The organism is Duganella vulcania (assembly GCF_009857655.1).
Classification (GTDB): Bacteria; Pseudomonadota; Gammaproteobacteria; order Burkholderiales; family Burkholderiaceae_D; genus Rugamonas; species Rugamonas vulcania.
This window is the reverse complement of sequence record NZ_WWCX01000092.1, coordinates 1-26,242: the sequence shown is the minus strand read 5'-3', so window position 1 is coordinate 26,242 and position 26,242 is coordinate 1. Positions and strand designations below refer to the sequence as shown.

Genomic DNA, 26,242 nt, shown 5'->3' with positions numbered 1-26,242 from the left:
CGCGGCGCCGGCCGCGCCGCCGCGTCCGGCCTTCAAGGCCACGCTGGGCGGCGACCCGGCGGTGATCGACTTGTCGATCCTGGCCAAGCTGCTGGGCTATCATCCGCACAAGGTGCGCAAGTTCGCCTTCAAGTTCCTGCACAACGCCCAGGACGGCCTGGCCCAGATGGAGCGGGCGCTGCAAAAGGGCGACCTGGCCGGGGTGCGCGAGCTGGGCCACCGCCTGAAGTCGCCCGCGCGCACCGTGGGCGCGCTGGGCATGGGCGAGCTGATGCTGCAACTGGAGCAGTTGCCGGCCGACGGCATGCCGGAGCGCGCGGCGGCCGCCATCCTGGCGCAGCTGTGGGTGCTGCTGGAACAGATCACCGAACAAATCATGACCAACACCACTTTCGCCGACGATAACTAGACCAGGTGACACACCATGCGGGTAATGCTGCTCGATGACGACAAGTTCATGCTGGAACTGCTGGCCGACATGATCGCCGAGCTGGGCCCGCACGAGGTGGTGGCCGAGACCGATGGCCGGCGCGCGCTGGTGGCGCTGCGGCTGCGCCCGCCCGACCTGCTGATCTGCGATTTGAGCATGCCGGCGATGGACGGCATCGATTTCCTGCGCGCGGCCGCGGCGCAGCAGTACGGCGGCTGCGTGGTGCTGTTGTCGGGCGTGGACGGCGCCGTGCTGCGCACCGCCGCCCGGCTGGCCGAGGCGCAGGGGCTGGCCATCCTGGACGCCTGCGCCAAGCCGCTGGCGGCCGAGACGCTGGCCGGCCTGATGGCCCGCGCCGCCACGCGCTGCCCGCCCCATCCGGGCCCGGCGCCGGACAAGCTTGGCAAATAGTTTAGATGGTTTCTACAATCTGCCGCACATTTTTAAAAAATGGGTTATTATTTACGCCATCCCCGCCTGCCGACCTTGTTGCCATCCCATTCCAAGACATTGAATTCGCGCAATTGGCCACCATCTGCTGCCTGTAACCGGCAACGTTGACGGCGATTGCGGACAACATGGCATAATCCCCAGGCGTTATTGATCCCACAGACCTCGATTGAGGAATATATGAGCGAAAATATCAAACACATCACCGACACTTCCTTTGACGCCGACGTGCTCAAGTCCGACCGCCCGGTGCTGGTCGACTTCTGGGCCGAATGGTGCGGTCCTTGCAAGAGCATCGCCCCGATCCTGGAAGAAGTGGCCAAGGAATACGACGGCAAGATCCTGATCGCCAAGATGGACGTCGACGCCAACCAGGCCGTGCCGGCCAAGTTCGGCATCCGTGGCATCCCGACCCTGATCCTGTTCAAGAACGGTGTGGCAGCCGCGCAAAAGGTTGGCGCCATGGCAAAAGGCCAGCTGACCTCTTTCATCGACAGCAATATCTAAGTACGATAGTATTACGCTGCAAAAAACGGCGCCGCGCCCGTGGCGCCGTTTAATAACTTAGAGACAACCACGCAGTTCCCTCCCCTACCTTTACTTTCCCGTCACGGGACACTCAACACATATGCATCTATCTGAATTAAAGGCCCTACACGTCTCGGCACTGCTGGAGATGGCCATCGGTCTTGATATCGACAACGCGGCGCGTCTGCGCAAACAGGAATTGATGTTTGCGATCCTGAAAAAGCGCGCGAAATCCGGTGAACAGATCTTCGGCGACGGCGCCCTGGAAGTGCTGCCGGACGGCTTCGGCTTCCTGCGCTCGCCCGACGCCAGCTACATGGCGTCCACCGACGACATCTACATTTCCCCGTCGCAGATCCGCCGCTTCAACCTGCACACCGGCGATTCGATCGAGGGCGAGGTGCGCACCCCCAAGGATGGCGAGCGCTACTTCGCGCTGGTCAAGGTCGACAAGGTCAACGGCGAATCGCCGGAAGCCTCGAAGCACCGCATATTGTTTGAGAACCTGACGCCGCTGCACCCGAACGAGCCGCTGCGCCTGGAACGTGACATCAACGGCACCGAGAACATCACCGGCCGCATCATCGACCTGATCGCGCCGATCGGCAAGGGCCAGCGCGGCCTGCTGGTGGCCTCGCCTAAATCGGGCAAGTCGGTGATCCTGCAGCACATCGCGCACGCGATCACCGCCAACCATCCGGACTGCACGCTGATCGTGCTGCTGATCGACGAACGTCCCGAGGAAGTGACCGAGATGCAGCGCTCGGTGCGCGGCGAAGTGGTCGCCTCGACCTTTGACGAGCCGGCCACCCGCCACGTGCAGGTCGCCGAGATGGTGCTGGAAAAAGCCAAGCGCCTGGTCGAGATGAAGAAGGACGTGATCATCCTGCTGGATTCGATCACCCGCCTGGCGCGCGCCTACAACACCGTGATCCCTGCCTCCGGCAAGGTGCTGACCGGCGGTGTGGACGCCAACGCGCTGCAACGCCCGAAACGCTTCTTCGGCGCCGCCCGCAATATCGAGGAAGGCGGCTCGCTGACCATCATCGCCACCGCGCTGATCGAAACCGGCTCGCGCATGGACGACGTGATCTACGAGGAATTCAAGGGTACCGGCAACATGGAGGTGCACCTGGAGCGCCGCCTGGCCGAGAAGCGCGTCTACCCGGCGATCAACCTGAACAAATCGGGCACCCGCCGCGAGGAACTGCTGATCAAGCCGGACCAGCTGCAGAAGATCTGGATCCTGCGCAAGCTGCTGTACTCGATGGACGAGATCGAAGCGATGGAGTTCATCCTCGACAAGATGAAGGCCACCAAGAACAACGGTGAGTTCTTCGACATGATGAGGCGCGGTGGGTAATTAACCCCGCGGCAATCATGAAAAACAGGCAACCATCGCGGTTGCCTGTTTGCGTTTACACCGGTATAATCCCCGATCGCATCAATTTTAACTCTGGCAAGTGAGCGGCAATCGGGTCACGAAGTGGTATCGACCGACGAAGTGCTGTTTGGCTACCTAACTAACCGAAGGCTTCAAAATGAAACCAGAAATCCATCCAGATTACCGCGAAGTGGTGTTCCACGACCTGTCGTGCGACTTCAAATTCATCACCCGCTCGACCATCCAGACCCGCGAAAAGATCGAACACAACGGTAAAGAATACCCGTTGGTCAAGATCGAGGTGTCGGCTGAATCGCACCCGTTCTACACCGGCAAGCACAAAATCGTCGACACCGCTGGCCGCGTTGAGAAATTCCGCCAGAAGTTCGGCGCAGTGGGTTCCAAGACCCAAGTCGCACAAGGCTGATTTTCGCCGCGATGAACAAAAAAGCAGCCTCTGGCTGCTTTTTTTGTTTGTCGGCCTCGCCGGCCGCAGGTTTTCCTGCATACTCCCGTTCACCTCTCACTTGCATACCGATCGATGAAGCCAGTCCGTCTTCCCGCCGCCGCTACCCTGGCATTGCCGCGCTGGGCGCTGTTCGCCCTGGGCCTGTTGTACATCCTGCCTGGCCTGATCGGCCGCGACCCGTGGAAGAACGATGACGCCGCCAGCTTCGGCATCATGTGGACCATGGCCCACGGCACCTGGCAGGACTGGCTGTGGCCCAACATCGCCGGCCTGTCGATGCCGGACGAGGGCCCGCTGGCGTTCTGGCTGGGCGCGCTCGGCATCAAGCTGTTCGGCTGGCTGATGGGCGACGTGCTGGCGGCCCGCGTGGGCACGGTCGGCGTCTTCCTGCTGGGCGTGCTGTCGCTGTGGTACGCCACCTTCAACCTGGGCCGCCGCCAGGACGCGCAGCCGCTGCGCCTGGCCTTCGGCGGCCAGCCCGAGCCGGACGACTTCGGCCGCACGCTGGCCGACGCCGCCGTGCTGATCTACCTGGGCTGCCTGGGCCTGCTGCTGCACAGCCACGAGACCACCTCGGAGGCGCTGCAGGTGTCGCTGGTGGCGCTGCTGCTGTACCGCACCGTGCGCTACGTGGAAGGCCCGTCGCTGCGCAACGCCGCCCTGAGCGGGCTGGCGGTCGGCCTGCTGACCCTGACGCGCGGCTGGGTCACGCCGGTGTGCCTGATGCTGGCCCTGTTCGCCTGCACCCGCTTCCTCGACCAGCCCGCCATCCGCGCGGCGCGCGACCTGGGCGCCACCATCGCGGTCGGCGGCGCCGTGGCCGCGCTATGGCTGCTGCCGGCGCAAGGGCTGCAACCCTACCACCAGCTGCCGCTGAACGCCTGGCTGGCCTGGAACCTGGACCAGCTCGGCATGCCCGGCATGCGCTCGCTTAAATTCTTCTTCCGCGTCGGGGTCTGGTTCTTCTGGCCGGCATGGCCGTTCGCCGGCTGGGCCGTGTGGGCCTGGCGGCGCCAGCGCCGCGCGCTGCACATCGTGGTGCCGCTGGCCTTTGTCACCATGGGCGCGCTGCTGACGCTGTTCAACGACCAGCCCGAGCAAGGCCAGCTGCTGGTGCTGCTGCCGCCGCTGGCCATCATGGCCGCGTTCGGCCTGCTGACCATGAAGCGCGGCGCCATCAACGCCATCGACTGGTTCTCGGTGATGGCGCTGACGCTGTGCGCGGCCGTGATCTGGGTGTTCTGGATCGCCAAGCTGACCGGCTGGCCGGCCAAGGCCGCCAAGAACGCGCTCAAGCTGGTGCCCGGCTTCCACCCCGAGCTGGGCTGGATCGCGCTGCTGGTGGCGCTGGCCGCCACCGCCGGCTGGTTCGCCCTGGTCCACTGGCGCATCTCGCGCCAGCCGGCCGTGCTGTGGCGCGCCGTGGTGCTGTCGTCCGGCGGCCTGATCCTGATCTGGATCTTGCTGATGACCTTGTTCCTGCCGGACGTCAACTACAGCAAGAGCTACGCCAGCGTGGCGCGCCAGATCGCCGACAAGCTGCCGGCCGGCGCGCGCTGCATCGAGACCAACGTCGGCCCGGCCCAGCGCGCCTCGTTCGCGTACTACGCCCAGCTGCCGTTCGCCGGCGTCGAGGGCGACCATTGCGACCTGCTGCTGCTCCAGGACAGCATCAAGCTGCGCGACGAGCGCGAGATTCCGGCCCGCTACCGCGACCAGCAATGGAAGCTGTTGTGGGAAGGGCGCCGCCCGGCCGACCGCGACGAGCGCTTCCGCCTGTACCGCCGCCCCGAATGAAAAACGGCCCCGATCGACGGGGCCGTGATGGTGCCGCGCGGGCCTTGCCCGCGCGCGCTCAGCGCTTGGCCATGACGGTGGTGTTGGCCGGCAGTTTGGCCAGCATCGGCAGGCGCTCGTAGTTGCTGACGGTGAGCGTGTCGCCAGCGTCGGCAAAGCGCAAGTGCGCACCGGTGCGGGTGATGAATTCCGTCGGTCCCACCGCATAGATTTCCACCCGTGGCTGCCCCTTGATCGCGGTGTAGAAGCGGCCGACCTGGCGCGTGAAGCTGATCGTCTCCCCATTGCTGAGATTGTACGAAGACTGGTAGTCCTGGAACTCCTGCGGCTCCATGTGGTAGCGGCTCGCGCTGATCTTGACGCTTTCGCTGGCGGCATTGGTGGCGGTGGCATCGGGGGCCGCACCGGCGGTGGCGGCGAAGGACAAGGCAGCGGCTACAGCCAGGCTCAAAAGAGTGGTCTTCATGGTATTGCTCCAATAAGTAAAAGGTTGGGGCGGCCGGCCCCGGGGGTTTAACGGTGGGCGACGACGATGGTGTCGCCGTTGGCCTTGGCCAGCGGCAGACGGGCGAAGTTGGCCACGCCCACGCTCTCGCCCACGTCGTTGAATTCGAAGCGGGTGCCGTTGGCGGTAACGAACTTGTCCGGGGCGATCGCGAAGATCTCCACGCGCTGGCCGTCGTCGAGCTGGGTGTAGTAGCGCGACATGCGCTGGCTGAAGGTCAGGATCTGACCGTTGGTCAACTGATACGCGTTCTTGAAGTTGGCGAAGTCGCCCTGCAGCAGGTGAAGACGGCTGAGACCGCCTTTGATCTGCACGCTGGCATCGCCCGCATGGGCGGCCGGCATGGCCGCAAAGGCCATGGCGGCAACAACGCCGAAGAGAGTGGTTTTCATGGTGTGCTCCGTAAGATTATCGGGACCTGCAAACTGCTGGGAGCCACCGCTGCATTTTCAAATCAGCGGCAGACATGTACAGATTAGCAAAGGCCGCGCGCCAGATCCGGCGTATGCGACGGGCGGTCGATCGGCGTGCGCCAAGTGTAAAAAAACGCGACGAACGGAAGCCGCGGCCATGCTGTTGCACGGCACGTCTTTCTTTTAGCTCAGCCGATACAAAGCGCCACAGTCCAGCTATATTGAGCGCAACACCCGGCAGCGCCCCACCTCGCGCGCCGGCCATGGCGGCCCCGGCTGCTGCGCCCCAACCCCGCGCCCAAATCCGACCTCAGCCGCACAGTCTTATTCTGGATAGCATCATGTTCACCTTGTACAAATTGCAGGCCGCCCTGCGCAACAACTATGTGCGCGCCGGGCTGGCCTTGGCCGCCCTGGCGATAGCGGCCCTGCTCGGCTGGCGCGCCGACGTGCCGCAAGACCCGCAACCCGTGCTGCGCTCGCAGGACATCGCGCAGATCACCGCGCTGCCGGCCCAGCGCCAGCGGCTGGAATACCTGCTGGTGGCGGCGCCGCTGTCGGAGGCGCCGCGCTATGTGTTCAAGCTGCGCGGCGACCCGCTGCTGTATGTGGTCAAGGTGCCGGCCACCACGCACCTGAGCCTGGAGCGCGAGGTGCTGCTGAAGCACAACCTGCCGTACGCGATCGCGCGCGACGACTTCCTGGCCTCGCACCGCGCGGTGCTGCAGGACGAGGACGACAGCGCCATGGCGCGCGCCGGCGGCTGGCTGCGTCGCCACGCGGTCGACCTGCTGCTGGTGGGCCTGGTGCTGTTCGTGCTGCGCCACGGCCTGCCCGGCACCGGCGTGTCGGCCACCGTGCTGGCCCCGGACCAGCTGGCCGGCAGCATGGACGACCTGATCGGCATGGACGATATCAAGCAGGAAGTGCTGCACCTGGAGGACATGATCCGCAACCGCGCGGTGTACCGCCAGCACGATATCGACAAGCCCTTCAACGTCATGCTGACCGGCCCGGCCGGCACCGGCAAGACCAAGCTGGCCGGCTACCTGGCCAAGCGCCTGAACGTGCCGCTGATCCAGGCCTCGGCCTCGGCGCTGGAGTCCGGCTACATCGGCGGCGGCGCCAAGGCGCTGCACGCGTTACACCGCAAGGCGTGCGCGCGCGGCAGCTGTATCATTTTCCTCGACGAAGCCCAGGGCCTGTTCATGCCGCGCGGACGCGGCGACAAGAAATGGGAGGACGACACCGCCAACGCGCTGCTGGGCCTGCTCGACGGCGTGCGCAGCGACCAGGGCGCGGGCGTGATCTGGGTGGTGGCCTCCAACTTCGACGACGCCAGCTCGGCGATGGACGAGGCCATGCTGCGCCGCTTCTCGGTCAAGATCAATTTTCGCCTGCCCAACAAGGCCGAGCGGCGCGAACTGCTGCGCGCCTTCCTGGCGCGCAAGGCCGAGGGCTGCGTGGCCTGGGACCGGCTCGACCTCGACCAGGTGGCCGAGATCACCGCCAACCTCAGCCCGGCGCTGCTGCAGACCGTGGTCGACCGCGCCAGCATGATCGCCATCCAGGAACAGGCGGCCATCGACACCGGGCTGATGTTCCGCGCCTTCGAGCGCGCCACCATCGGCTTGACCGACCGCGCCACCAGCGCCGAGAAGACGCGCCAGCGCGAGCGCGTGGCGCTGCACGAGCTGGGCCACTTCTTCATGCAGATCGACCCGTGGCTGCGCCAGGGGCTGACGCTGGAGCAGATCAAGGAGCGCTCGCCGCTGCTCAAGATCAGCACCGAGTCGGTGTCCAAGCTGGGCGCGCTGGGCTATGTGCTGTCGGCCTCGGACGACGTCGCGCTGCGCACGCTGGAGGAGCTGGAGCGCGACGTGATCCAGCTGTACGGCGGGGTCGCGGCCGAGGAGCTGTTCTACGGCGCGCGCGGCATCTCGGTGGGCAGCCAGAACGATATCCAGAAGGCCACGTCCATGCTGGACATGATGGTCAACCAGCTGTCGATGTACTCGCGGTCCAAGCTGGACTACAGCCAGTTCAAGAACCAGGAGCGCGACCTCGACCAGGTGCAGGCCAAGGCGGACGAGCTGTACTCGTACACCTTGGGCGCGATCGCCGACTACCGCGTGGCGATCGACGAGCTCAAGGAGGTGCTGATGGAGCAGTACGTGCTGTCGAAGGACGCCATCTTCTCATTGCTGGAGCAGCGGCAGCTGGGCGCGGCGCCGGCCGTGGCACTTGCAAAAATATAAAATTTCCACATCACGGGTTGCGGCATGCAGGCAAATCAGTGATAATGCGGGTCGCGTTGCCGGGATGGCGTAGTAGCTGAGCTCCCTGGCAAGTCGTTGAAGTTCAGGACGACACACCGGCCTCGGTGGTGAAATTGGTAGACGCAGGGGACTCAAAATCCCCCGCCGCAAGGCGTGCCGGTTCGATTCCGGCCCGAGGCACCATTACTTTGGATCAAATCATGTCGCAACAGCTCAAAACCCGCATGTCTACTAGGCAGTGCGGGTTTTTTGTTATGTTTCGGCATCTCATCAAGTCTCATCCCATCGCATCACTTTGGCGGTACCCCTGGCGGTATCCCAAAGGACTACGGAGAAAGTACCGCCATAGGGGCTGGTACAGAGTTCTACTCCGTAGAACGATAATTAGTAAGGATGAGATTTATGGCATTGACCGATACCTTCGTTCGTCAAGTTAAAGCTGCTGGTCCCGGTATTCAAAAATATCGGGATGGTGAGGGCATGTATCTGCTCGTAAAGCCCGCCGGAAAATACTGGCGCTTCGATTACCGCTTCAACGGCACCCGCAAGACCGCCGCATTCGGCACCTACCCAGACGTAAGCCTGGCCAAAGCTCGGCAGCGGCGCCAGGAAGCGCGCACGTTGTTGGCCGACGGCATCGACCCATCGGCTGCCAAACGCGAAAAGAAGCAAGAGAGCCTGCTGCTGGGGCGCCAGACCTTTAGCGCTGTCGCAAACGAGTGGCTGGAGAAAACCAAGTCTCAGCGTGCTGTTTCCACGCAAGAAAAGGTACACGGCTGGCTGAGTAGGAATGTATTGCCGCATATCGGCAATATGCCCATCACCCAAATTAAGCCTCGGGACGTGCTTCTCGCGGTACAGCGGCTGGAGGCACGCGGCGCCATTGAGTCCGCGCACAGAGTCAAGCAGCTGTGCGGCCAGGTGTTTCGCTACGCGGTTGCCATCGGCATGGTAGAACGTGATGTCACGGCGGACTTGAAGGGTGCGTTGGTAGCAATCCCGCAGAACCATTTCGCGGCAATTACCGAGCCGGGCGAGGTAGCGAAGTTGCTGCGGGCCATCCACGGCTACGCGGGCCACCCATACGCGACCTCCGCGCTTAAACTGTCCCCCTTGCTATTCGTCAGGCCCGGTGAACTGCGCAGCGCAGAATGGCGTGAGATCGATCTCGCGGCAGCCGAGTGGCGCATCCCTGGCACAAAGATGAAGATGAAAAACGACCACGTCGTGCCACTTCCCAGCCAAGCCACCGCCATCCTGGAAAACCTGCATCCAATGACCGGCCACGGCAAGTACGTCTTCCCAAGTATTCGCACCGAGGACCGCTGCATGAGCGAGAACACCATCAATGCCTGCCTGCGTAGTTTGGGGTTCAGTAAGGATGTTATGACCGCCCACGGCTTCAGGGCGATGGCCCGCACGATCCTCGATGAAGTGCTCGAGGAACGGGTAGACCTCATCGAACACCAGTTGGCGCACGCGGTGAAGGACACCAATGGCCGCGCCTATAACCGCACAGCCCACTTACCAGCACGGCGGTTGATGATGCAGCGTTGGGCTGATTACCTAGATACGTTACGTGTAGGCGACGACGAATTACAGCTTCGGGCTTAACAAAACAGCTAATCACAAGGATTAAAATGTTACCAGAGAGAAAAATTGGCCGTCTGCCTGCGCCAGAGGTTCGTCGGGAGGTCGCTGATTTTGCTGCGGTTTGCCGCGAGGCGCTACAAAGCCCTGACGGGCGCGTATGCGCCAACCCAGATGCGCCAGTAGAGGAGCGTAACTACATGTACGCAGACCAGGTATTAGAGTTTGCGTTGCGCGCGTTGGAGCGATTTGGGGAGCATGGCGATCACTTCCGTCCCGACTGGGACATCAACCGCATGGTAGTACGCGGCGAAGTGACGGGGCTTCGGCAGAGCGGCCTGAGCTTCGAGGCGGCAGTAGGTGCCGTGGCGGACGATTTGGGTGTCGACGACCGTACAGTGAGCCGGTTCATCAGCCATGGCAAGTCGTGACACGCAGCGCCAGTGCTTTTAAAAGTTAGAACTGAAATACTCCTCCCTGTTATTTTACATAGGAGTATTTCATGCCCTCTCGCATCATCCGCATCTCCGACATTGCGACTACCCCAACCAAGACCGGCATCCTGCCGGTCAGCCCAGCCACCATCTGGCGTTGGGTGCGCAACGGCAAATTCCCCAAACCCTTCAAGCTGGGCGCCAGCGTAACCGGCTGGTACGCCGATGACGTTGACGCATTCGTTGCCGGCTGCGCTAATTCCAACTCGGTGGGTTCCGTATGATCGGTGCAGGCACTGGGGGGCAGGCAACGTCCATCGCCATGTATCTGGCGCACAAGCAGAAAAAAGACCAACGCTTCAACGGTGATGCCGGGAAACTGGATTTTCAGATTAAAATCACCAAGGCGCTGAAAGTCGCCTCCGACGTTGTCATGGAAGGCGCTGAACCAACTGTTGCCACTCAAGATGCCGCAGTCACATTCTTGTCGCCGCTCTTTGCGAACATCCCGCTGGCCCTGCGCAACGAAGCCCGCTGGGTTGCCTGGCGCGCAGAAGGCCCGACCGGGCAAAAGCCCATCAAGATGCCGTATGACCCGTCGCTGCCCCAAGCTCGCGCCAAGGTGGATGACCCGACGTCGTGGGGGACCTTTTCCCAGGCAGTAGCAGCGTTTGAAGAAGGTGGCTATACCGGTATCGGCATTGTGCTGGACGGCTCCGGCCTGGTCGGCATTGACCTCGATAACTGCGTCGTGAACGGCAAGATCGATCCAGCCGCGCAGATGCTGCTGGATTCGGTTGGGGCCACCTACATCGAGTTGTCCCCCTCGGGCACTGGCCTCCGCGCGTTCGGTTATGCGGAAAACCTGTCCAGCGGTGTGAACCGTGAATACAACGGCCTGAAGGTCGAGATGTATTCACGGGGCCGCTACCTGACCGTCACCGGCCACTACGTCGAGAATGGCGCCGTAGGCCCGCTGCTGGGCTTCAGCGAGCTGGCAGATCGCATTCGCGGTGATAAGACGGCAAATCCACAGACCCGCGAGTTTTCGACTATGGCTGCCGACAAGCGTCAAGCTGAACTGATCCGCAACATTTTGTCCGGCGAGGTATACCATGACAGCATCCGTGACCTGATCGCCAGCCTCGTCGCGAACGGTTTGCGGGGTGGGGCTGTGGTCAACATGCTGTATGCGCTGATGGATACTGCCGCCGTGACACACGACGAACGCTGGGTGGCGCGTCGCGCAGAAATCCCGCGTCTCGTAGCCAGTGCCGAGCAAAAGTTTGCCCCCGAACCGCCCCTACTGGTTCTGCGTGAGCCTACCGTTATCAAGCAAAACCCTTCAGCCGGCGTGCCGCCTCACCTGCTGACGATCCCTGGGGTGCTGGGCGATATGGTGAATTGGGTGAACCAGACGTCGAGCAAGCCACAGCCGTACTTCGCTGTACAGGCCGCGCTGGCATTCGGCAGCGTCGTCATGGGCCGCAAATTCTGCACAACGCAGCGTAACTGGACCAACCTGTACTTCCTGAATATCGCTGTGTCTGGCGGTGGCAAGGAGCACGCAAAAACCGTCATTGAAGAATGCCTGCGCGCCGCTGGCCTGCAACAGCTCATCGGCGCATCCGAATATACCTCGGACGCAGCAATCGACTCGCTGCTGCTGGACAAGCCGACCCACATCTCCATCATCGACGAGTTCGGTCTGTTGCTTGAAGCCGGCAACGCCAAGAACAACCACAACGGTGGCACGGCCCGCAAGCGCCTCATGGAGATGTTCGGCCGCTCGCACTCGACATTGACGCCCAAGGCATACTCGATGGCTGGGTTGAGTAAGGATATGCGCGAGAAGCAGCGGAACCGCTTCGTTGAAAACCCATCGCTGACTGTGCTGGGCATGACCACGCCGGACACCTTCTACAATGCGGTCGGGACCGGCTCACTGAAGGACGGTTTCCTGAATCGCTTCATCATGGTCATTTCGGACCTTGGTCGCCAGCCTAGTCAAGATGTTGACTATGTCGAGCCGCCGGAATCGGTGATCCAATGGGCAAAGGCATGCCGGATTCGCGGGGCCGGCGATATCGCTGAAACCCAAATCGACACGCAGCATGACACACGCCCACAGCCTATCACCGTGCCGTTTGACGCGGCCGCTACGCGGTTGTTCAAGCAGCTCGATATCCAGTGCATCGAACGCATGGACGAGCTGGAAGAACAGGGCCTGTGCGAGATGTACAGCCGCGTACGTGAGATTTCCATGAAGGTCTCGTTGATGGTGGCACACTCCTGCGGCTCCGACACCATCACGGCCGAGCATGCCCAGTGGGCTATCGACTACGTCCGTTATTGGGCTGACCGCGCCATCGTCGTGCTGGGCACCAAGGTCGCGGACAACCCGTTCGCCTCGCTCTGCAATGACGTAGCCAGTATTGTGAAGGAAGCCGGTGCAAAGGGCGCTACTGTTCCCGAAATCGCGCGCAAGTCGAGCAAATTCAAAGGTGCCGACGGTCGCCTGCGTGACAACGTGTTCCGCAACTTGGAATCAGATCGCGGCATCAAGCTGTACAACATCACCCACGAGTCCGGCCGTGGTGCGAAGCGCGCTGCCTACGTGGCACCTGAGTTCGCCGACCAACAGCATTAACAGCAATAAAAACACCCCCTGTTCCTGCCGAAGGAGAGGACAAAAACATAGGAAGGGGGGTATCTCTTTTTATATGTAATCAGGTTTAAACCCACAGCCCGCCTACGTTTCCAGCAGCAACGCCAATTGCTGTTGATCGCACAAGATCAACACCTGCTGGCGCGACGACACGATCACAGCATCAAGGTCGAACGGCTCACGGCAGGAATATAGTCAGTCGAATTACTTTCAGCCGGGTCTAATGATGGCTGGGATTTCCCCAATACCCACAAGGAACAAAATGAAGCGACGCAGTAACCGCGTGCAGCAAGACACGCAAATTAAGGTGGCAGCCGATGGCTGCCGCAACATCCCAACCGACGTCGGCATCAAGCTGGTACGTGACCTCTTTGAAGGTATCGGCGTCGACCGTCTGCGCGCCGACCGCTACTTCGCACACCTGTCGTTCTGCGATGTCAGCGAACTGGGCGACGACGAACTGACCGAGGCCATTGCCATTGGCCTCGACTACCTCACTGCCGACTCGGCGAGCGACCGCTCTATCGTCAAGACTGCACTAATGGAACTGCTGGCGGCGCAATTCGGCAACCCACGCGGCAAAGTCATCTTCCGGGTCGGCCGCAGCTACACCAAGGCGTGGCCCAACGACCGCACGCTGACGCACTGATCTCCGTCAACGTCCTGTAGTTCAACCCGCGAACCGCGCATGGAAGTGCCCGGTTCGCTTTCTATTTCGGTGATAAAAATGAAGAAGGCCAAAGCGCCCCGTGTCCCAGTCCTTGAGTCCGCCTTTGAGGTCAACCTGCCCAAGCTACTGCGCGCCGTCAAGGCGTCAGGGCGGCCTGAGGTGGTGATGATTGATGGTGACGAGCGTACCGTCGCCGTGCTGTCAGATACGCGCCTGGCGGTCCATCTGGGCGGCCGGGTATGGCTGGCCGACATCGTGGCCGTGCCGTGCCTGAATGACCGAGTACGCCCCCTCCTGAAGTGCCCTCGCGCGCATGAAGGAAACCTCCAGTCGCTGTACTGGCGGGCTGGTGAGCTGGCGTGTCGGCATTGCCATGGGTTGCGGTATCGCACCTCGTTGGTGACCGGCCCGGTGGCGCGTGCGCGGCTGGCGCGGGAGAAGCTGGTGGAACGGTTGGGGGGCGTTCCAGGCGACTGCGTGCCCGACCGGCCGCACGGGGCTTGGCGTAAGCGCTATGCCTGTATGTCGGGACGTATCGCGTACCTCACGGCAGTACATTACGATGAGGTACGGCGCTGGCTCAAGGCCGCCTCTTCAACGCTTTAATGCGTTTCTAATCAATTCTTGCTCGTCAAGGTATCGTTTAACAGTATTGTGTTCCTCAAGCGCTTTATTGATGGTGTTGTGATCTTCCAGCAGCCGCTTCGCGGCGCTCTGGTCGTCCAGTATTCTCTTTACGGCATTATGGTCGTCCAGCAGCCGCTTCGCGGCGCTCTGATCGTCCACCAGTCGTCTTGCGACATCGTGTTCATTCAGCGCGTTGGCCACAGCACTGACACCACTGTAGCCTTTGAATGCGTTCATCGTCGCATTGTGCTCTTTCAATGCCTTCGCAACGGCGCCGACCTCATCGAACCCCCTGAGCGCCCTCATAGCCTCGTTGTGCTCATTCATCGCCTTAGTAGCAGCACCGACCTCATCGAACCCCCTAAGCGCTTTCATCGCCGCGTTATGGTCATTCATTGCCTTGACCACCGCACCCGCCTCCTTGAAGTCCCTGAGCGCGCGCATAACTGCGTTGCGCTCACTCATTGTTTTATAGGTAACATCTAGCGCAGCAGACTGACGGGGCGTGGGGTCAATTGGCTGTTCTGGTTGGCCTTCTGCTTTACTCGATGAAACGTCAGCAGGCAAGGTTCCAGCGTCAACACCAGCGGGCGGGTGTTCGACTTCGGTTACCTCGTCTACAGAAAAATCGCTGATGTTGTCGATTTTATTATCAGAAGGTCCAGACCCATGAGTTTCACCAATGCCCAGCCGTAGCTCCTGGCTCAGCTTCTGTATGAGACCGCCGGTATCGTCGGCTTGGCCAGTCATCCCGTTTAGAACATTCAGGATGCCTCTTAAAAGCTGATTATTGGGAAAATTCGGGTAACGTACCTTGTGGTCGATCTCACTCCAGCCCTCTTCAAAAATAGTCCGCACTTGAAGCTCGATATTAACAACGCGGAGCGTCGGCTTGGTTGTCAGAATATAATGTATCGAGCGGTAGTTGTCCTTGTGCTTTTCAACGGTCATACCCGCCGCTTGGTACTGCGTTGTCAGCGCGGGATTGTCACCCTCGCGAATGTAAGCAATCGGCTTTTCTTTCAATGGAAACACCGCACGTACCTCTCGGTCGATCTCGAAACAGTCGTCCTTGAACAGGTGTAGGGCGCGGAGGCCGATCAGATCATCGATTACCTCCATGTAATTCGCCGCCGATATGTCCATATACTTCGGTGCTTTCGCGGCCCGTTTTCGTATAATCTTCGCCATAAGGTGGCTTGTATCCTTCACGCGCCAGCGAACCGAGTGCACCCCGTTGAAGCGTTGTATGAGACTGGCGTTCAAAATGGCGCTTGCTTCAAGTGCAGCCTGTTGCTCTTCATGGTCTTGCCCGATTAATAGCAAATCCTCCCATGAAATATCGCTCGACTGCCAGTCCTCTAAAGTGACCCGGTTCTGCGCCAAGAAAACGTCAAGATCAAATTGCAACATAAAATGCCCCTTGTCAATAATTGTCTTTATTTTATCGGATATACGGCTGTTGCCGGCCACTTTGCACACTTTTTTACACACATCGGCCGCAAACCCGCATGAACTCAGGGGCCGAGGATACCTATATTAGGAATCCCGAACATCGGCGCATGTTCGGCGCCGCGATCCACGCTGACTGCTAAGTATCCTGTGCTGCTCTATGACTCAGCACACGTGTCATTGACAATCTGGCAGCGTCGTGGCCGTGGTGAGCTTCGGCTCGTTCAGCAGCCTGGACTTGTAGGCCATCAACTCGGCATCCTCAATATCGAAGCGCTTGAGCCATTGCTCTGCAGTCCAGCCGTTCAGTCGCGGCTCGCCGTCTTTCGATGCGTAATGTAAGCTGACCTTCGGTGCGCGCAGTTCTTTGAGCAGCATGTTCGGTAGCACCAGCCGCGCGGGCTTGGGCTGGTCTGCCGGCGCAGCCTCCGGGGCTGGCCCTGCCTGGATTACAAGACCTGCGTCGTAGTTATAAAGCGCAAACCAGTCCAGGGGCAACTCCGAACGGATGACCGATAGTCCTCCTATTTTTTCGACTTGCTCATAGTTCATAGCGGTCAGCCAAGAGACTGTCTTGATGCCTTCATGGGCGTGCATCGCGCCTGCGACTGGATGTCCCACGTCCAGCCCATTGAGCTTATCCGCCAAGAATGCCTCGAAGGGCTGGTTGTCGCTCAAGCGCACGGAAGAAAGCACCAACCCAAGGCCGCCATAACCGTGGAGAGCCTTCAGGCGCTTGGCGAAGCTCACGAACATGGATTGGAACGCGGTCGGGTTCTCCTCAACATACAACAACGGTAGACTAAAGCGCAGCGCCGATGTGCCACGCACGATCATCTTTGCCTCCCAGCCGCGCATCCCAGAGACATCGAATATCCATTCGCCAGCATCATGCGGCTGCTCACCGCTGGTGTAGGTAAATGAAAGTAGATCGTTCTCTTTCATTCGCTTCACCATACTGCGCATAGTGGGTGCTTTGGTGTAAGCGAACTTGTCCGGCCCGTCTGGCGGTTCCTCACGCCACAACCACGTTAGGTGCGCCTTGGCCACGGCCTCATACTCGTCGAAGCAGGTACAGATGGCTTCGCGTACATCGGGGAGGTGTGCATCATTGAAAAAAAGTGTGCCTGTGATGGCTGGCACGCTGCCCACGTAGTCCTGCGGCCCTTGCTTGGTCAGCAGGCCGCCGGGGACGCGCATCTTTTCAGGATGTTCGCGCATCAACTCTAGAGGATTGAAAGGGAGTTCACTCATACCTGTCGTGCAGTGGTCTGCCGCTGTGAGAAATCAAGAGTCGCGTCGAAGCTCTTCGATGCGACCACTGGTGCTGGTGCCGCCAACGTGCCATCGGTACGCAAACGCTGGTGGTGGCTTGAAGCCACCAGAGCCGGCACCGTAGATGTACTTCACAACTATCGACATCTTCAAACGGGAGCGCGACCAACTGCGGCCTTGCCATCGCACTCAGGTAGTTATCAAGCTCAGTACTTCATGCTCCGCCTCCAGCGCGGATAGTGAGTATGCCAATTTCCACCTTGGTTTTATACTGCGCGAACGCCTTCGCTAGCGCCGGGTTAGGCGATGGCGGGGACTCGAATAAATTCATTAACATGGCTGCGTCTTCACGGGTGTAGCGCATCGTGTGTTCTCGTATACAGCCTCGCTCTTCCGTCGCATTCATGTTTTAGACCTTCCGGTTCTGGCTAGTGGGTCACGGAATCAGTTTGAACACCAGGCCTGTGACGAGGGCGGACTGGAGCATGGCGACCGATATCACCACACCCATCAGCCAGCGCGTGCTCTCCTTCGCGTTGCGTTCGATCTGCGCGCTCAGTTCAGCAGCCATCCTGTCGATCTTGGCATCCAGACGGTCAATCTTGGCATCCAGGTGGTCGATCTTGCTGTCCGGCTTCTCAACCGACGTCGTACTGGCGGCTACATGGGGCATCATTTCGATCATGATGATTGCATGGTTGGGGTGATGCGGCGGCGATTCGGCGCCGACACGCTCGCGAAACAACAGCCATTGTGCCATCCCCTTGTAGTTTCCCGCTAAAGCGGCATAACCCTTATATAACATTAATACAACTTCCATTTTTCCGTTGCACGCATGCTATCGTAATTTCCTGCAATCTCATCCTTACAGGATTGCACGGTCCGGTGCGGCGGGGCCCGCCGGTATTCTCTCGATAGTTTGATGGAGGTGTAGAAAATGGCTGTATCGTTTAAACCTGCTGTGATGTCCACCCTGCTGCTGGCCTTGGCCTTGAGCGCCGGCGCCGCGTCGGCAGACGCGCTCAATGAGAACTTCGATGGCGGCGTGCCGACCGGCTGGACCGTGGTCAACAACAGCGCCCCGCAAGGCTCGATCGGCTGGTTCCAAGGCAGTCCACTCGCGTTCGGCGCGCACCAGGGCGCGCCAGGCTCCTACATCGGCGCCGACTACAACAGCGGGGCCGACGTGGCCGCCATAAGCAGCTGGCTGATCCTGCCCACCTCGACCTATCACAACGGCGATACCCTGTCCTTCTTCACCCGCACCGCCGACCAGTCGATCTTCCCCGACCGCCTGGAAGTGCGCTTCAGCAATGGCGGCGGCGCCGACGTCGGCCACTCGGCCGACAGCGTTGGCTCGTTCAGCACGCTGCTGCTGTCGGTCAATCCCAACCAGGACAAGTCCGGCTATCCGGAAGCCTGGACCAAGTACAGCGTGACGCTCAACGGCCTGTCCGGCGCCACCAGCGGCGCGTTCGCCTTCCGCTACGCGGTCGACGACGGCGGCCCGTCCGGCACCCGCTCCAACTACATCGGCATCGACACCCTGTCGATCACCGCCGTGCCGGAACCAGGCACCTACCTGATGCTGGGCGCCGGCCTGGGCCTGATCGGCCTGGCGCGCAAGCGCAAGGCCAAGGCGGCTTAAGCGGCAGGCGCCGCGCATGCCGGCGGGCCGGGCCGCAGCGGCCTCCGCCCCGCCGGCCCGTTCCGCTAGAATGGCGGCATGCCTCCCGCCAAACTCCCCAAATTCCCCGGCCCGCTGACCGCGCGCGGCGCCGTGCTCGCCGTGCTGCTGTCCGACGCCGACCAGACCGGCGCGCCGCCGCTGCAGGGCCGCACCTCGCTGGCAGCCATCGTCAAGACGCTCAAACGCAAATACAACTGGCCGGTCGAGATCAGCAGCTTCCCGTCCAACACCGGCGACGGCCGCGCCAGCTGGGCCACCGTCTACAGCCTGCCGCCGGCCGTGATCGCCAAGGCGCTGGCCAGCGGCGGCCACGAGTGGCTGGAACGGCGCCATGCCGCCAAAAGCGCGCCGTAACATCTGCTTACTCTGGAAACACTTTCTGCGTCACCGGCTTTGTCCTCCGGCTCGTTATATGAGCAAGCGCCACCGTGGCGCAATACAGGAGAATAAAATGACGACCACCCCAACCACCCGTATCCACCCATTGATGGCCGTAGCGGCCGTATCGCTGACGCTGGTAAGCCTGGTCGGCGCCGCGTCGATCGCCGGCCTGCTGCCCAGCTCGCACGCCACGCCGGACACCACGCCAGTGGTCGCCAACGCCGCGCCGCAGGCCGGCCAGCAGGCGGCAAACCAGCCGATGCCGGAAACCCGCCCCGCCGTGGTCGAGCACCGCACCGTGGTCCATCATGTGACCCCGCAAGTGCGCCGCGTGAACAATGACGACTACGCCCAGGCGCCTGCCGCCCAGCCTCAGCCGCAGGCGCCCGCCCCGGCACCGGTGGCGCAGAACAGCCCGCTCGGCATGGGCATCGGCGCGGTGGTTGGTGGCTTGATCGGCAACCAGGTCGGCGGCGGCAAGGGCAAGACGGCGGCCACCATCGCCGGCGCGGTCGGCGGCGCCTACGTCGGCAACGAGATCGCCAAGAAGAACTAAGTCCGTCACGGCAAACCACGGCCCGGCCCCGCACAGGGGACCGGGCCGCGTTGTTTGGGCCGGATCAAGGCCGGAGCTTAGTTTCCCAGTGGAAAATATGACATAATGCTCGCTGCACTACCGCCACGCATTCCGAACGTCATGACCACTCCTGCCGACCATCAAGAAGACCTGCAGCAATTCTGGAACCAGCGCGTCAAGGCCAGCCGGTGGCTGATCGTCAAGACGCTGACGCTGGGCCTGCTCGCGGCCGTCTGCGGCGTGCTGGGCCAGGGCTGGCTGGAGGACGCCAGTCCGCTGTTCCCCATCATCAGCCAGAACTACGGCCTGTGGCAGGCCGGCTATCTGCTGGCGCTGCTGGTGGTGTTCCTGATCTGGTCGGCCGCCATGCTGCAAAAGTTCAGCCTGCTGCGCAACAGCAAGCAGGGGCGCGACATGCAGCGCCGCATCGACGAACAGAACGAACGCATCGCCCAGAAAAAACTGGAGGCGAAGCAGCGCCGCGAGCAGGAACGCCTGGAGCGCGAGACCGCGCCCTCGTTCTTCAAGAACTCCGCCCGCAGCGGCAAGTTCGACTACTGAACTATTCGTAGCGCAGGCAGTCCACCGGCAGCAGCTTCGACGCCCGCCGCGCCGGGTAGAAGCCGAAGAACACCCCCACCAGGCTGGAGAAGCCGCACGCCACCACCACCGCCTGCAGCGTGATGAACACGTCGAACTTGCCGGTGGACGTGATGGCCGCCGCCGCGCCGGTCGCCAGCAGGATGCCGAACACGCCGCCCACCAGGCAGATCACCACCGCCTCGGTCAGGAACTGCAGCAGCACGTCGCGCGGCTTGGCGCCGATCGCCATGCGGATGCCGATCTCGCGCGTGCGCTCGGTCACCGACACCAGCATGATGTTCATGATGCCGATGCCGCCCACCACCAGCGAGATCGCACCGATCAAGCCCAGCAGCGCGGCCAGGCCGGCGCTGATCTTCTGCGCGGTCTCGGCGAACGAGGCCAGGTTGTCGATGCGGAAGTCGTCCGGCTGCTCGAACTTGATGTGGTGGCGGTCGCGCAAGGTTTCGTTGATGTCCTGGATGGCGTCCTGCAGGTTGCCGCCGGACTTGCCCTGCGCCACCACGTAATGCACGTTGCCGGGGAACGGCAGCCGCACCAGGTTGGCCGCCGACGCCGTGATCGGCACCAGCACGTAGTCGGCCAGGTCGCCGCCGTCCACCTGCTTGCCCTCGCCGTACAGCACGCCCACCACCTGGAACGAGACGTTCTCGATGCGGATGTACTTGCCCAGCGGGTCGATCTTGTAGAAGAACTGGTCGGCGATCTTCTTGCCGATCACCACCATGCGCGAGGCGGCGCGCACATCGGCGTCGCTGAAGGCGCTGCCCTTGTCGATCTTCCAGCCGCGGATCTTGAACATGGCCGGCGTCACGCCGTGCACCGTCTTCGAGGCGTTCTCGTTGCCGACCGCCAGGTTGAAACCGCCCTGCAGCACGCCGGCCGCGCCGGCCAGCGACGGCAGCGCGTTCAGTGCGGCGGCGTCGGCCATGGTCAGGGCCGGGGCCGCGCCGGTGCGCATGCGCTGCTGCTGCGCGCGGTCGCCGCCGGGCGAGACGAACAGCATGTTGGTGCCCAGCTGCTCCAGCTCCTTGGCGATGAAGCGCTTCATGCTGTCGCCCACCGCCAGCAGCAGCACCACCGAGGTGATGCCGATGATGATACCCAGCATGGTCAACAGCGTGCGCAGGCGGTTCGCCATCATCGAGCGGAACGCCTCGACTACGATCTGTAAAGGATTCATATGATTTATACCGTTATCGGTTCGTGGCTCTGCGCCAGCTGGCGCAGGCCCTCGGCGGCCGGGCCGTCGTACAGCACGTGGCCGTCCTTGAGCCGCATCAGCCGCTTGCTGTAGGCCGCGATGTCGGGCTCGTGCGTGACCAGCAGGATGGTGATGCCGCGCTCCTCGTTGAGCTGCTGGAAGGAGCGCATGATCTCGATGCTGGTCTGCGTGTCGAGGTTGCCGGTCGGCTCGTCGGCCAGGATCAGCGGCGGATCGCCCACCAGCGCGCGGGCGATCGCCACCCGCTGCTGCTGGCCGCCGGACAGCTGGTTCGGCGTGCGCTTGGCGTAGTCCTTCAGGCCGACCCGCTCCAGTTCCACCAGCGCCTTGGCGTGCGCCTTCGAGCGCGACACGCCGGCATAGATCAGCGGCAGCGCCACGTTCTCGGCCACGCTCATGCGCTTGATCAGGTTAAAGCTCTGGAACACGAAACCGATGGTGCGGTTGCGGATGGTCGCCAGCTCGGCGCGCGACAGCGTCAGCGTATCGACGCCGTTGAGGTGGTAGCTGCCGCCGGTGGCCTGGTCCAGGCAGCCGAAGATATTCATCAGCGTCGACTTGCCCGAGCCGGACTGCCCCATCACCGCCAGGAAGTCGCCGCGCGGCACGGCCAGGTCGATGCCGAACAGTACCTGGGTCTCGACGTTGCCGGAGAAGTAGCTCTTGGTGACCTGGCGGATATCGATCAGCGGTTGCGGCGCCGTCACAGCTCACCCTGCTTTTCGTTGATGGCGCGCGTGATCACCTTGTCGCCTTTTTTCAGGTCGCCGCCCACCACCTCGGTGTAGCGGAAGTTCGACAGGCCGATCTTGATGTCCCTGGCCACCGGGTTGTTCTTGTCGTCCATGGTGTAGATCTTGAACGAGCGCGCCAGCTCGCTCTTGCTGCGGAAGGCGGCATCGTCCTCCTGCGGCGCCTCGACCACGGCCACGGCGCTGGCCGACGCGCTCGCGGACGCGCTGCCGGCCTTGGCGGCCAGCGCCTTGTCCCGCTTGGCCTGCTTCTCGACTTCCTCGTCGCTCAGGCGGAAGCGCAGCGCGGCGGTCGGGATGCGCAGCACCTGCTGGCGATTGCCGACCAGCAGGCGCACCTGCGCCGTCATGCCCGGCTTGAGCAGCTCTTCCTTGTTGTCCACGTCCAGCACCACGTTGTAGGTCACCACGTTCTGCACCACGTTGGCCGCCAGCCGGAACTGGCGCATGCGCGCGTCGAATTCCTTGTCGGGATAGGCATCCACCACGAAGCGGGCCGCCTGCCCCTCCTTCAGCGCGCCGACGTCGGCCTCGGAGACGCTGGTGTCGATCTGCATCTTGGTCAGGTCGCGGGCGATCTGGAACAGCGTCGGCGTGGTGAACGAGGCCGCCACGGTCTGGCCCAGGTCCACCGTGCGCTTGATGATGACGCCGTCGATCGGCGAGCGGATCACGCTGTTGTCCAGGTCGGCCTGGGCGCGCGCCAGCTGCGCCTGCGCCAGCTGGATGTTGGCCTGCGCCACGTCGACCTCGCGCTTGGACTGGTCCAGCGCCAGCGGCGAGATGAAGCTCTGCGTCACCAGCGTCTGGTTGCGCTGGTGGGTGGCCTGCGCCAGCCGCAGGTTGGCCCGCGCCGACGCCAGCTGCGCCTCGCCCTGGCGGATCTGCGCGTTGAAGATGGTCGGATCGAGCTTGAGCAGCACCTGGCCCTTCTGCACGTGGTCGTTGAAGTCCGCCTTCAGCTCGCTCACCGTGCCCGACACCTGCGAGCCGATGTTGATCAGCGCCACCGGGTTGATGGTGCCGGTGGCGGTCACCGTCTGCGTGATGTTGCCGGTGTCGGCGGCGGCCACGCGGAAGCGCGGCGGCTCGACCACCGGGGTCTTGCTCTTGGAGTACCAGGCGGCGCTGGCGCCGCAGATCACCAGCAGGCCCACGGCCAGCGCTATCTTCTTCTTGGTCAGGAAAGCCATCGTCTCTACACATCCCATAGTGAGATCCGTCGATATGCGGATCAGCCCGCCAAGTATATGGCGTTTTGCAAGGAATGCAACTAGGCAAGGTTGGACCCGCTCTCTCCAAGGTAGGGGGTTGCGGCAACCAGATGGGGGTATGTGCAAAGTTGCAGGCCCATCCTGCACGTATGGGCGTTTCCAAGCCGGCCGGACCTGCCTACCATGAAGCGCATCACCACTCAAAAAGGAAACACATCATGTCCAGCAAAATCCTCGATACCTCCCGCCGTTCCGCCATGACCGGCGCCGCGGTCGCAGCCGCCGCAGCGGTCGCCCTGCCGCTGGCCGCCGTCAGCGGCGACAGCCAGGCCGCCGCCAAGGTGCAGAAATCGGTCAGCACCATCACCACCCGCGACGGCGTCGAGATCTACTACAAGGACTGGGGTCCGCGCACCGGCCAGCCGGTGATCCTGAGCCACGGCTGGCCGCTGAACGCCGACAGCTGGGAATCGGCAGCCTTCCACCTGGCCAACAACGGCTTCCGCGTGATCACCCATGACCGCCGCGGCCATGGCCGTTCCAGCCAGCCGTGGGACGGCAACGACATGGACCACTACGCCGACGACCTGTCCCAGCTGATCGAGGCGCTGGACCTGAAGAACATCATCCTGGCCGGCTTCTCGACCGGCGGCGGCGAGGTGGCGCGCTACGTCGGCCGCCACGGCACCAAGCGCATCGCCAAGCTGGGCCTGATCTCGGCCGTGCCGCCGCTGATGCTCAAGACCGACACCAACCCGGGCGGCCTGCCGATGGAAGTGTTCGACGGCATCCGCGCCGCCTCGGTCGCCAACCGCGCGCAGTTGTACCTGGACCTGGCCTCCGGCCCGTTCTACAACTACAACCGTCCGGGCGCCAAGCCGTCGCAGGGCATCATCAACGCCTGGTACGCGCAGGGCATGCAGGCCGGCCACAAGAACACCTACGACTCGATCAAGGCGTTCTCGGAAACCGACTTCCGCGAAGACCTGAAAAAGTTCGACAAGCCGACCCTGATCATCCACGGCGAGGACGACCAGATCGTGCCGATCAACGCCGCCGGCCGCGCCTCGGCCGCCATCGTCAAGCACGCCAAGCTGATCACCTACCCCGGCGCGCCGCACGGCCTGACCGACACCCACAAGGACAAGTTCAACGCCGACTTCCTGGCGTTCGCCCAGTCCTGATCTGGTGGCGCGGGTGGCGGTGCGGGCTCAGGCCAGCCGCGACGCCCGTCCGGCCAGCTGCGCCATCACCCGCACCACATGGTCGATCTGCGCGCCGGTATGGCCGGCGTTCATCACGAAGCGCAGCCGCGCCTGCCCCACCGGCGCCGCCGGGAACTGCACCGACTCGACCTGGATGCCTTCCTTGCGCAGCGCGATCGCGTGGCGCTGGCAAGCCTCGGCCTCGCCGACCAGCACCGGCAGGATCGGCGTCTGCGTCGACACGAAGGTATAACCCAGCGGCGCCATCCGTTCGATGAAGTAGCGCTGGTTGTCCCACAGGCGCTTGCGCCGCTGCGGTTCCTCTTCCAGCACATCAAGCGCCGCCAGCAGCGCGGCCGCCTGGCTGGGCGGCGGCGGGCGGCTGTAGCCATACGCCGCGCTGGTGAGCCGGATCACGTCCGCCATGTCGCGCTCGACCGCGACGAAGCCGCCGCTGGCGCCCAACGCCTTGCCCAGCGACCCCATCTGCATCAGGCACGGGCTGTGGCAGCCGAAGTGCTCGGCCGTGCCGCCGCCGTGCGCGCCCAGCACGCCGGTGGCGTGGGCGTCATCAATGTACAGCAGCGCGCCGTGGCGCTCGGCCAGCGCCACCAGCGCCGGCAGCGGCGCGATCGTGCCCTCCATGCCGAACACGCCATCGCTGACGATGACCGGCGTGGCCCCCTCCTCCGCCCCCGCCGTCAGCAGCGATTCCAGATGGTCCATGTCACCATGGCGGTAGTTGTAGCGCAGCGCGCCCGACAGCTGGATGCCCTCGCGGATGCTGACGTGGTTGCACTCGTCCGAATAGTAGGCGTACTTGTGGCGCTTGCGGGCGCGGTAGCCGTGCAGGCGCGCCAGCGTGGCGGCCTTGACGATGGACGACAGCACGCCCAGGTTGGCCATGTAGCCGGAGGCGAACAGCACCGCGTCGCCCGTGCGCTGCAGTGCCGCCAGGCGGCCCTCCAGCGCGCGGTAGAGCGCCAGGTCGCCGCCGTGCAGGCGCGATTCGCAGTTGCCCGCGCCGTGGCGCTCAAGGCCGTCCCTGGCCGCCGCCGTCACGCGCGGATGGCTGGCCAGCCCCAGGTAGTTGTTGCTGCTGAACGACACCACCGGCTCGCCGCCGGCGATGAACACCGGGTCCGGCAGGGTGCCGGGCAGCTGGCGGTCGGGATGGACCGGATGCTGCTTGAGCCAGTCGGCGATGTCGTGCAAGTCGTGCATGGTGAAGAGGGCTTCCGTGAGTAACCGTCCATGCTAGCGTGGACCGGCTTGCGGCACGCTTGCGGCCACATTACCGATCGGATAGCCAGTGGACTGTAACAGTTAAAACGGGAGCGAAGGACGCCAGCCTGCGGTGCAGGGCAAGGCGCAAAGCGCAGCGATAGCGGGCTATCGCGAGCATTTGCAACGCCGCCATGCGCTGCGGGCTGGCGGCAGGCGCTACCGTTTTAATTGTTACAGTTCACTGGTTGGAAGGCGCCAGCGGCAGCAGGATGCGCGCCACCAGGCCCGGCGCGCCGTCCTCCAGCACCAGCTCGCCGCCGTGGGCCAGCGCGGTGGCGCTGACGATGGCCAGCCCCAGGCCGTTGCCCGGCAGGTGGCGGCTGTCGTCGAGCCGGTA

Annotated in this window: 28 protein-coding genes and 1 tRNA gene; 19 read left to right on the top strand and 10 right to left on the bottom strand. The window is 62.9% G+C overall.

Going from position 1 to position 26,242, the window contains the following annotated elements:
• The 6 genes from GTP90_RS29105 to GTP90_RS29075 form a co-directional block, all read left to right on the top strand.
• On the top strand, positions 1–409 hold a 409-nt coding region (locus GTP90_RS29105; protein ID WP_161086781.1), incomplete at its 5' end, for an Hpt domain-containing protein.
• A 15-nt stretch (positions 410–424) separates the two neighbouring features.
• The gene (locus GTP90_RS29100) at positions 425–841 is read left to right on the top strand and encodes a response regulator (protein ID WP_161086780.1); all 417 of its coding nucleotides are present in this window, start codon (positions 425–427) and stop codon (positions 839–841) included.
• Between the two features lie 219 nt (positions 842–1,060).
• The gene (trxA, locus tag GTP90_RS29090; RefSeq protein ID WP_008452390.1) at positions 1,061–1,387 is read left to right on the top strand and encodes a thioredoxin TrxA; all 327 of its coding nucleotides are present in this window, start codon (positions 1,061–1,063) and stop codon (positions 1,385–1,387) included.
• A 121-nt stretch (positions 1,388–1,508) separates the two neighbouring features.
• On the top strand, positions 1,509–2,771 hold the full coding sequence (rho, locus tag GTP90_RS29085; RefSeq protein WP_116991848.1) for a transcription termination factor Rho: 1,263 nt from the start codon (positions 1,509–1,511) through the stop codon (positions 2,769–2,771).
• A gap of 178 nt (positions 2,772–2,949) precedes the next feature.
• A complete protein-coding gene (locus GTP90_RS29080) occupies positions 2,950–3,219 on the top strand; it encodes a type B 50S ribosomal protein L31 (RefSeq protein ID WP_117013937.1) in 270 nt (89 codons plus the stop codon).
• A gap of 114 nt (positions 3,220–3,333) precedes the next feature.
• Positions 3,334–5,058: an ArnT family glycosyltransferase gene (locus tag GTP90_RS29075; RefSeq protein ID WP_161086778.1), complete on the top strand. Its 1,725-nt coding sequence runs from the start codon at positions 3,334–3,336 to the stop codon at positions 5,056–5,058.
• 58 nt (positions 5,059–5,116) lie between these two features.
• On the opposite strand, the gene GTP90_RS29070 is transcribed toward GTP90_RS29075, so the two are convergent.
• Together GTP90_RS29070 and GTP90_RS29065 are read right to left on the bottom strand one after the other, a co-directional pair.
• On the bottom strand, positions 5,117–5,524 hold the full coding sequence (locus GTP90_RS29070) for a hypothetical protein (protein ID WP_161086777.1): 408 nt from the start codon (positions 5,522–5,524) through the stop codon (positions 5,117–5,119).
• 47 nt (positions 5,525–5,571) lie between these two features.
• Complete coding sequence (locus GTP90_RS29065) at positions 5,572–5,955, bottom strand: gel scht (protein WP_161086776.1); 384 nt, start codon at positions 5,953–5,955, stop codon at positions 5,572–5,574.
• A gap of 362 nt (positions 5,956–6,317) precedes the next feature.
• Between GTP90_RS29065 and GTP90_RS29060 the strand changes: the two genes are divergently transcribed.
• The 8 genes from GTP90_RS29060 to GTP90_RS29025 all read left to right on the top strand — a co-directional run bounded on the left by GTP90_RS29060 (position 6,318) and on the right by GTP90_RS29025 (position 14,223).
• Positions 6,318–8,234, top strand: coding sequence for an AAA family ATPase (locus tag GTP90_RS29060; RefSeq protein WP_161086775.1), 1,917 nt, complete (start codon positions 6,318–6,320; stop codon positions 8,232–8,234).
• A gap of 119 nt (positions 8,235–8,353) precedes the next feature.
• Positions 8,354–8,438: transfer RNA gene (locus tag GTP90_RS29055), tRNA-Leu, on the top strand.
• Between the two features lie 219 nt (positions 8,439–8,657).
• Entirely contained in the window at positions 8,658–9,869 is a 1,212-nt protein-coding gene (locus GTP90_RS29050) for a tyrosine-type recombinase/integrase (RefSeq protein WP_161086774.1), read from the top strand.
• A 176-nt stretch (positions 9,870–10,045) separates the two neighbouring features.
• Positions 10,046–10,276 (top strand): hypothetical protein, encoded by a 231-nt coding sequence (locus tag GTP90_RS29045; RefSeq protein WP_161086773.1) that lies wholly within the window; start codon positions 10,046–10,048, stop codon positions 10,274–10,276.
• Between the two features lie 71 nt (positions 10,277–10,347).
• Positions 10,348–10,563 (top strand): helix-turn-helix transcriptional regulator, encoded by a 216-nt coding sequence (locus GTP90_RS29040; RefSeq protein WP_161086772.1) that lies wholly within the window; start codon positions 10,348–10,350, stop codon positions 10,561–10,563.
• On the top strand, positions 10,560–12,929 hold the full coding sequence (locus GTP90_RS29035) for a DUF3987 domain-containing protein (RefSeq protein ID WP_161086771.1): 2,370 nt from the start codon (positions 10,560–10,562) through the stop codon (positions 12,927–12,929). Before GTP90_RS29040 ends, GTP90_RS29035 begins: the two co-directional genes overlap by 4 nt.
• Before the next feature lie 280 nt (positions 12,930–13,209).
• Complete coding sequence (locus tag GTP90_RS29030) at positions 13,210–13,596, top strand: hypothetical protein (RefSeq protein WP_161086770.1); 387 nt, start codon at positions 13,210–13,212, stop codon at positions 13,594–13,596.
• A gap of 39 nt (positions 13,597–13,635) precedes the next feature.
• Positions 13,636–14,223 (top strand): hypothetical protein, encoded by a 588-nt coding sequence (locus tag GTP90_RS29025; RefSeq protein ID WP_161086769.1) that lies wholly within the window; start codon positions 13,636–13,638, stop codon positions 14,221–14,223.
• Here GTP90_RS29025 and GTP90_RS29020 read toward each other — a convergent pair.
• The 4 genes from GTP90_RS29020 to GTP90_RS29005 form a co-directional block, all read right to left on the bottom strand.
• The gene (locus GTP90_RS29020; RefSeq protein ID WP_161086768.1) at positions 14,212–15,657 is read right to left on the bottom strand and encodes a RelA/SpoT domain-containing protein; all 1,446 of its coding nucleotides are present in this window, start codon (positions 15,655–15,657) and stop codon (positions 14,212–14,214) included. The two genes, GTP90_RS29025 and GTP90_RS29020, sit on opposite strands and share 12 nt — an antisense overlap.
• A 216-nt stretch (positions 15,658–15,873) precedes the next feature.
• Positions 15,874–16,950: a type VI immunity family protein gene (locus GTP90_RS29015; RefSeq protein ID WP_161086767.1), complete on the bottom strand. Its 1,077-nt coding sequence runs from the start codon at positions 16,948–16,950 to the stop codon at positions 15,874–15,876.
• A 235-nt stretch (positions 16,951–17,185) separates the two neighbouring features.
• Positions 17,186–17,335 carry a type II toxin -antitoxin system TacA 1-like antitoxin gene (locus GTP90_RS37660; RefSeq protein WP_161086766.1) on the bottom strand — a complete coding sequence of 50 codons (150 nt, stop codon included), beginning with the start codon at positions 17,333–17,335 and terminating at the stop codon, positions 17,186–17,188.
• Between the two features lie 72 nt (positions 17,336–17,407).
• Entirely contained in the window at positions 17,408–17,791 is a 384-nt protein-coding gene (locus GTP90_RS29005) for a CCDC90 family protein (protein ID WP_161086765.1), read from the bottom strand.
• 117 nt (positions 17,792–17,908) lie between these two features.
• Between GTP90_RS29005 and GTP90_RS29000 the strand changes: the two genes are divergently transcribed.
• From GTP90_RS29000 to GTP90_RS28985, 4 genes are all read left to right on the top strand, one after another.
• Entirely contained in the window at positions 17,909–18,619 is a 711-nt protein-coding gene (locus GTP90_RS29000) for a choice-of-anchor J family PEP-CTERM protein (protein ID WP_161086764.1), read from the top strand.
• Positions 18,620–18,697: 78 nt separating this feature from the next.
• On the top strand, positions 18,698–19,015 hold the full coding sequence (locus GTP90_RS28995; protein WP_161086763.1) for a hypothetical protein: 318 nt from the start codon (positions 18,698–18,700) through the stop codon (positions 19,013–19,015).
• A 97-nt stretch (positions 19,016–19,112) separates the two neighbouring features.
• The gene (locus tag GTP90_RS28990; RefSeq protein WP_161086762.1) at positions 19,113–19,598 is read left to right on the top strand and encodes a glycine zipper 2TM domain-containing protein; all 486 of its coding nucleotides are present in this window, start codon (positions 19,113–19,115) and stop codon (positions 19,596–19,598) included.
• Between the two features lie 105 nt (positions 19,599–19,703).
• Positions 19,704–20,180: a hypothetical protein gene (locus GTP90_RS28985; RefSeq protein ID WP_254452104.1), complete on the top strand. Its 477-nt coding sequence runs from the start codon at positions 19,704–19,706 to the stop codon at positions 20,178–20,180.
• Between the two features lies 1 nt (position 20,181).
• Here the strand turns inward: GTP90_RS28985 and GTP90_RS28980 are convergent, their stop codons facing one another.
• From GTP90_RS28980 to GTP90_RS28970, 3 genes are read right to left on the bottom strand one after another with little or no spacing between them, the layout of a single operon-like run.
• Positions 20,182–21,405, bottom strand: a complete 1,224-nt coding sequence (locus GTP90_RS28980) for an ABC transporter permease (protein ID WP_254452103.1) — start codon at positions 21,403–21,405, stop codon at positions 20,182–20,184.
• A gap of 5 nt (positions 21,406–21,410) precedes the next feature.
• Positions 21,411–22,154 (bottom strand): ABC transporter ATP-binding protein, encoded by a 744-nt coding sequence (locus tag GTP90_RS28975; protein ID WP_161086761.1) that lies wholly within the window; start codon positions 22,152–22,154, stop codon positions 21,411–21,413.
• Positions 22,151–23,392 carry an efflux RND transporter periplasmic adaptor subunit gene (locus GTP90_RS28970; protein WP_161086760.1) on the bottom strand — a complete coding sequence of 414 codons (1,242 nt, stop codon included), beginning with the start codon at positions 23,390–23,392 and terminating at the stop codon, positions 22,151–22,153. The genes GTP90_RS28975 and GTP90_RS28970 overlap by 4 nt, the downstream gene beginning before the upstream one ends.
• Before the next feature lie 239 nt (positions 23,393–23,631).
• On the opposite strand from GTP90_RS28970, the gene GTP90_RS28965 reads away from it, so the two are divergent.
• Positions 23,632–24,597, top strand: a complete 966-nt coding sequence (locus tag GTP90_RS28965; protein ID WP_161086759.1) for an alpha/beta fold hydrolase — start codon at positions 23,632–23,634, stop codon at positions 24,595–24,597.
• Between the two features lie 27 nt (positions 24,598–24,624).
• Here GTP90_RS28965 and GTP90_RS28960 read toward each other — a convergent pair whose 3' ends face one another.
• A complete protein-coding gene (locus tag GTP90_RS28960; protein WP_161086758.1) occupies positions 24,625–25,842 on the bottom strand; it encodes an aminotransferase class I/II-fold pyridoxal phosphate-dependent enzyme in 1,218 nt (405 codons plus the stop codon).
• Positions 25,843–26,242: the final 400 nt, after the last annotated feature.

Excerpts from the sequence above, each read along its gene's own strand:
- GTP90_RS29100 (WP_161086780.1), top strand. The coding sequence starts at position 425 with ATGCGGGTAATGCTGCTCGATGACGACAAGTTCATGCTGGAACTGCTG.
- trxA (WP_008452390.1), top strand. The coding sequence starts at position 1,061 with ATGAGCGAAAATATCAAACACATCACCGACACTTCCTTTGACGCCGAC.
- rho (WP_116991848.1), top strand. The coding sequence starts at position 1,509 with ATGCATCTATCTGAATTAAAGGCCCTACACGTCTCGGCACTGCTGGAG.
- GTP90_RS29080 (WP_117013937.1), top strand. The coding sequence starts at position 2,950 with ATGAAACCAGAAATCCATCCAGATTACCGCGAAGTGGTGTTCCACGAC.
- GTP90_RS29075 (WP_161086778.1), top strand. The coding sequence starts at position 3,334 with ATGAAGCCAGTCCGTCTTCCCGCCGCCGCTACCCTGGCATTGCCGCGC.
- GTP90_RS29070 (WP_161086777.1), bottom strand. The coding sequence starts at position 5,524 with ATGAAGACCACTCTTTTGAGCCTGGCTGTAGCCGCTGCCTTGTCCTTC.
- GTP90_RS29065 (WP_161086776.1), bottom strand. The coding sequence starts at position 5,955 with ATGAAAACCACTCTCTTCGGCGTTGTTGCCGCCATGGCCTTTGCGGCC.
- GTP90_RS29060 (WP_161086775.1), top strand. The coding sequence starts at position 6,318 with ATGTTCACCTTGTACAAATTGCAGGCCGCCCTGCGCAACAACTATGTG.
- GTP90_RS29050 (WP_161086774.1), top strand. The coding sequence starts at position 8,658 with ATGGCATTGACCGATACCTTCGTTCGTCAAGTTAAAGCTGCTGGTCCC.
- GTP90_RS29045 (WP_161086773.1), top strand. The coding sequence starts at position 10,046 with ATGTACGCAGACCAGGTATTAGAGTTTGCGTTGCGCGCGTTGGAGCGA.
- GTP90_RS29040 (WP_161086772.1), top strand. The coding sequence starts at position 10,348 with ATGCCCTCTCGCATCATCCGCATCTCCGACATTGCGACTACCCCAACC.
- GTP90_RS29035 (WP_161086771.1), top strand. The coding sequence starts at position 10,560 with ATGATCGGTGCAGGCACTGGGGGGCAGGCAACGTCCATCGCCATGTAT.
- GTP90_RS29030 (WP_161086770.1), top strand. The coding sequence starts at position 13,210 with ATGAAGCGACGCAGTAACCGCGTGCAGCAAGACACGCAAATTAAGGTG.
- GTP90_RS29025 (WP_161086769.1), top strand. The coding sequence starts at position 13,636 with ATGGAAGTGCCCGGTTCGCTTTCTATTTCGGTGATAAAAATGAAGAAG.
- GTP90_RS29020 (WP_161086768.1), bottom strand. The coding sequence starts at position 15,657 with ATGTTGCAATTTGATCTTGACGTTTTCTTGGCGCAGAACCGGGTCACT.
- GTP90_RS29015 (WP_161086767.1), bottom strand. The coding sequence starts at position 16,950 with ATGAGTGAACTCCCTTTCAATCCTCTAGAGTTGATGCGCGAACATCCT.
- GTP90_RS37660 (WP_161086766.1), bottom strand. The coding sequence starts at position 17,335 with ATGCGCTACACCCGTGAAGACGCAGCCATGTTAATGAATTTATTCGAG.
- GTP90_RS29005 (WP_161086765.1), bottom strand. The coding sequence starts at position 17,791 with ATGGAAGTTGTATTAATGTTATATAAGGGTTATGCCGCTTTAGCGGGA.
- GTP90_RS29000 (WP_161086764.1), top strand. The coding sequence starts at position 17,909 with ATGGCTGTATCGTTTAAACCTGCTGTGATGTCCACCCTGCTGCTGGCC.
- GTP90_RS28995 (WP_161086763.1), top strand. The coding sequence starts at position 18,698 with ATGCCTCCCGCCAAACTCCCCAAATTCCCCGGCCCGCTGACCGCGCGC.
- GTP90_RS28990 (WP_161086762.1), top strand. The coding sequence starts at position 19,113 with ATGACGACCACCCCAACCACCCGTATCCACCCATTGATGGCCGTAGCG.
- GTP90_RS28985 (WP_254452104.1), top strand. The coding sequence starts at position 19,704 with ATGCTCGCTGCACTACCGCCACGCATTCCGAACGTCATGACCACTCCT.
- GTP90_RS28980 (WP_254452103.1), bottom strand. The coding sequence starts at position 21,405 with ATGAATCCTTTACAGATCGTAGTCGAGGCGTTCCGCTCGATGATGGCG.
- GTP90_RS28970 (WP_161086760.1), bottom strand. The coding sequence starts at position 23,392 with ATGGCTTTCCTGACCAAGAAGAAGATAGCGCTGGCCGTGGGCCTGCTG.
- GTP90_RS28965 (WP_161086759.1), top strand. The coding sequence starts at position 23,632 with ATGTCCAGCAAAATCCTCGATACCTCCCGCCGTTCCGCCATGACCGGC.
- GTP90_RS28960 (WP_161086758.1), bottom strand. The coding sequence starts at position 25,842 with ATGCACGACTTGCACGACATCGCCGACTGGCTCAAGCAGCATCCGGTC.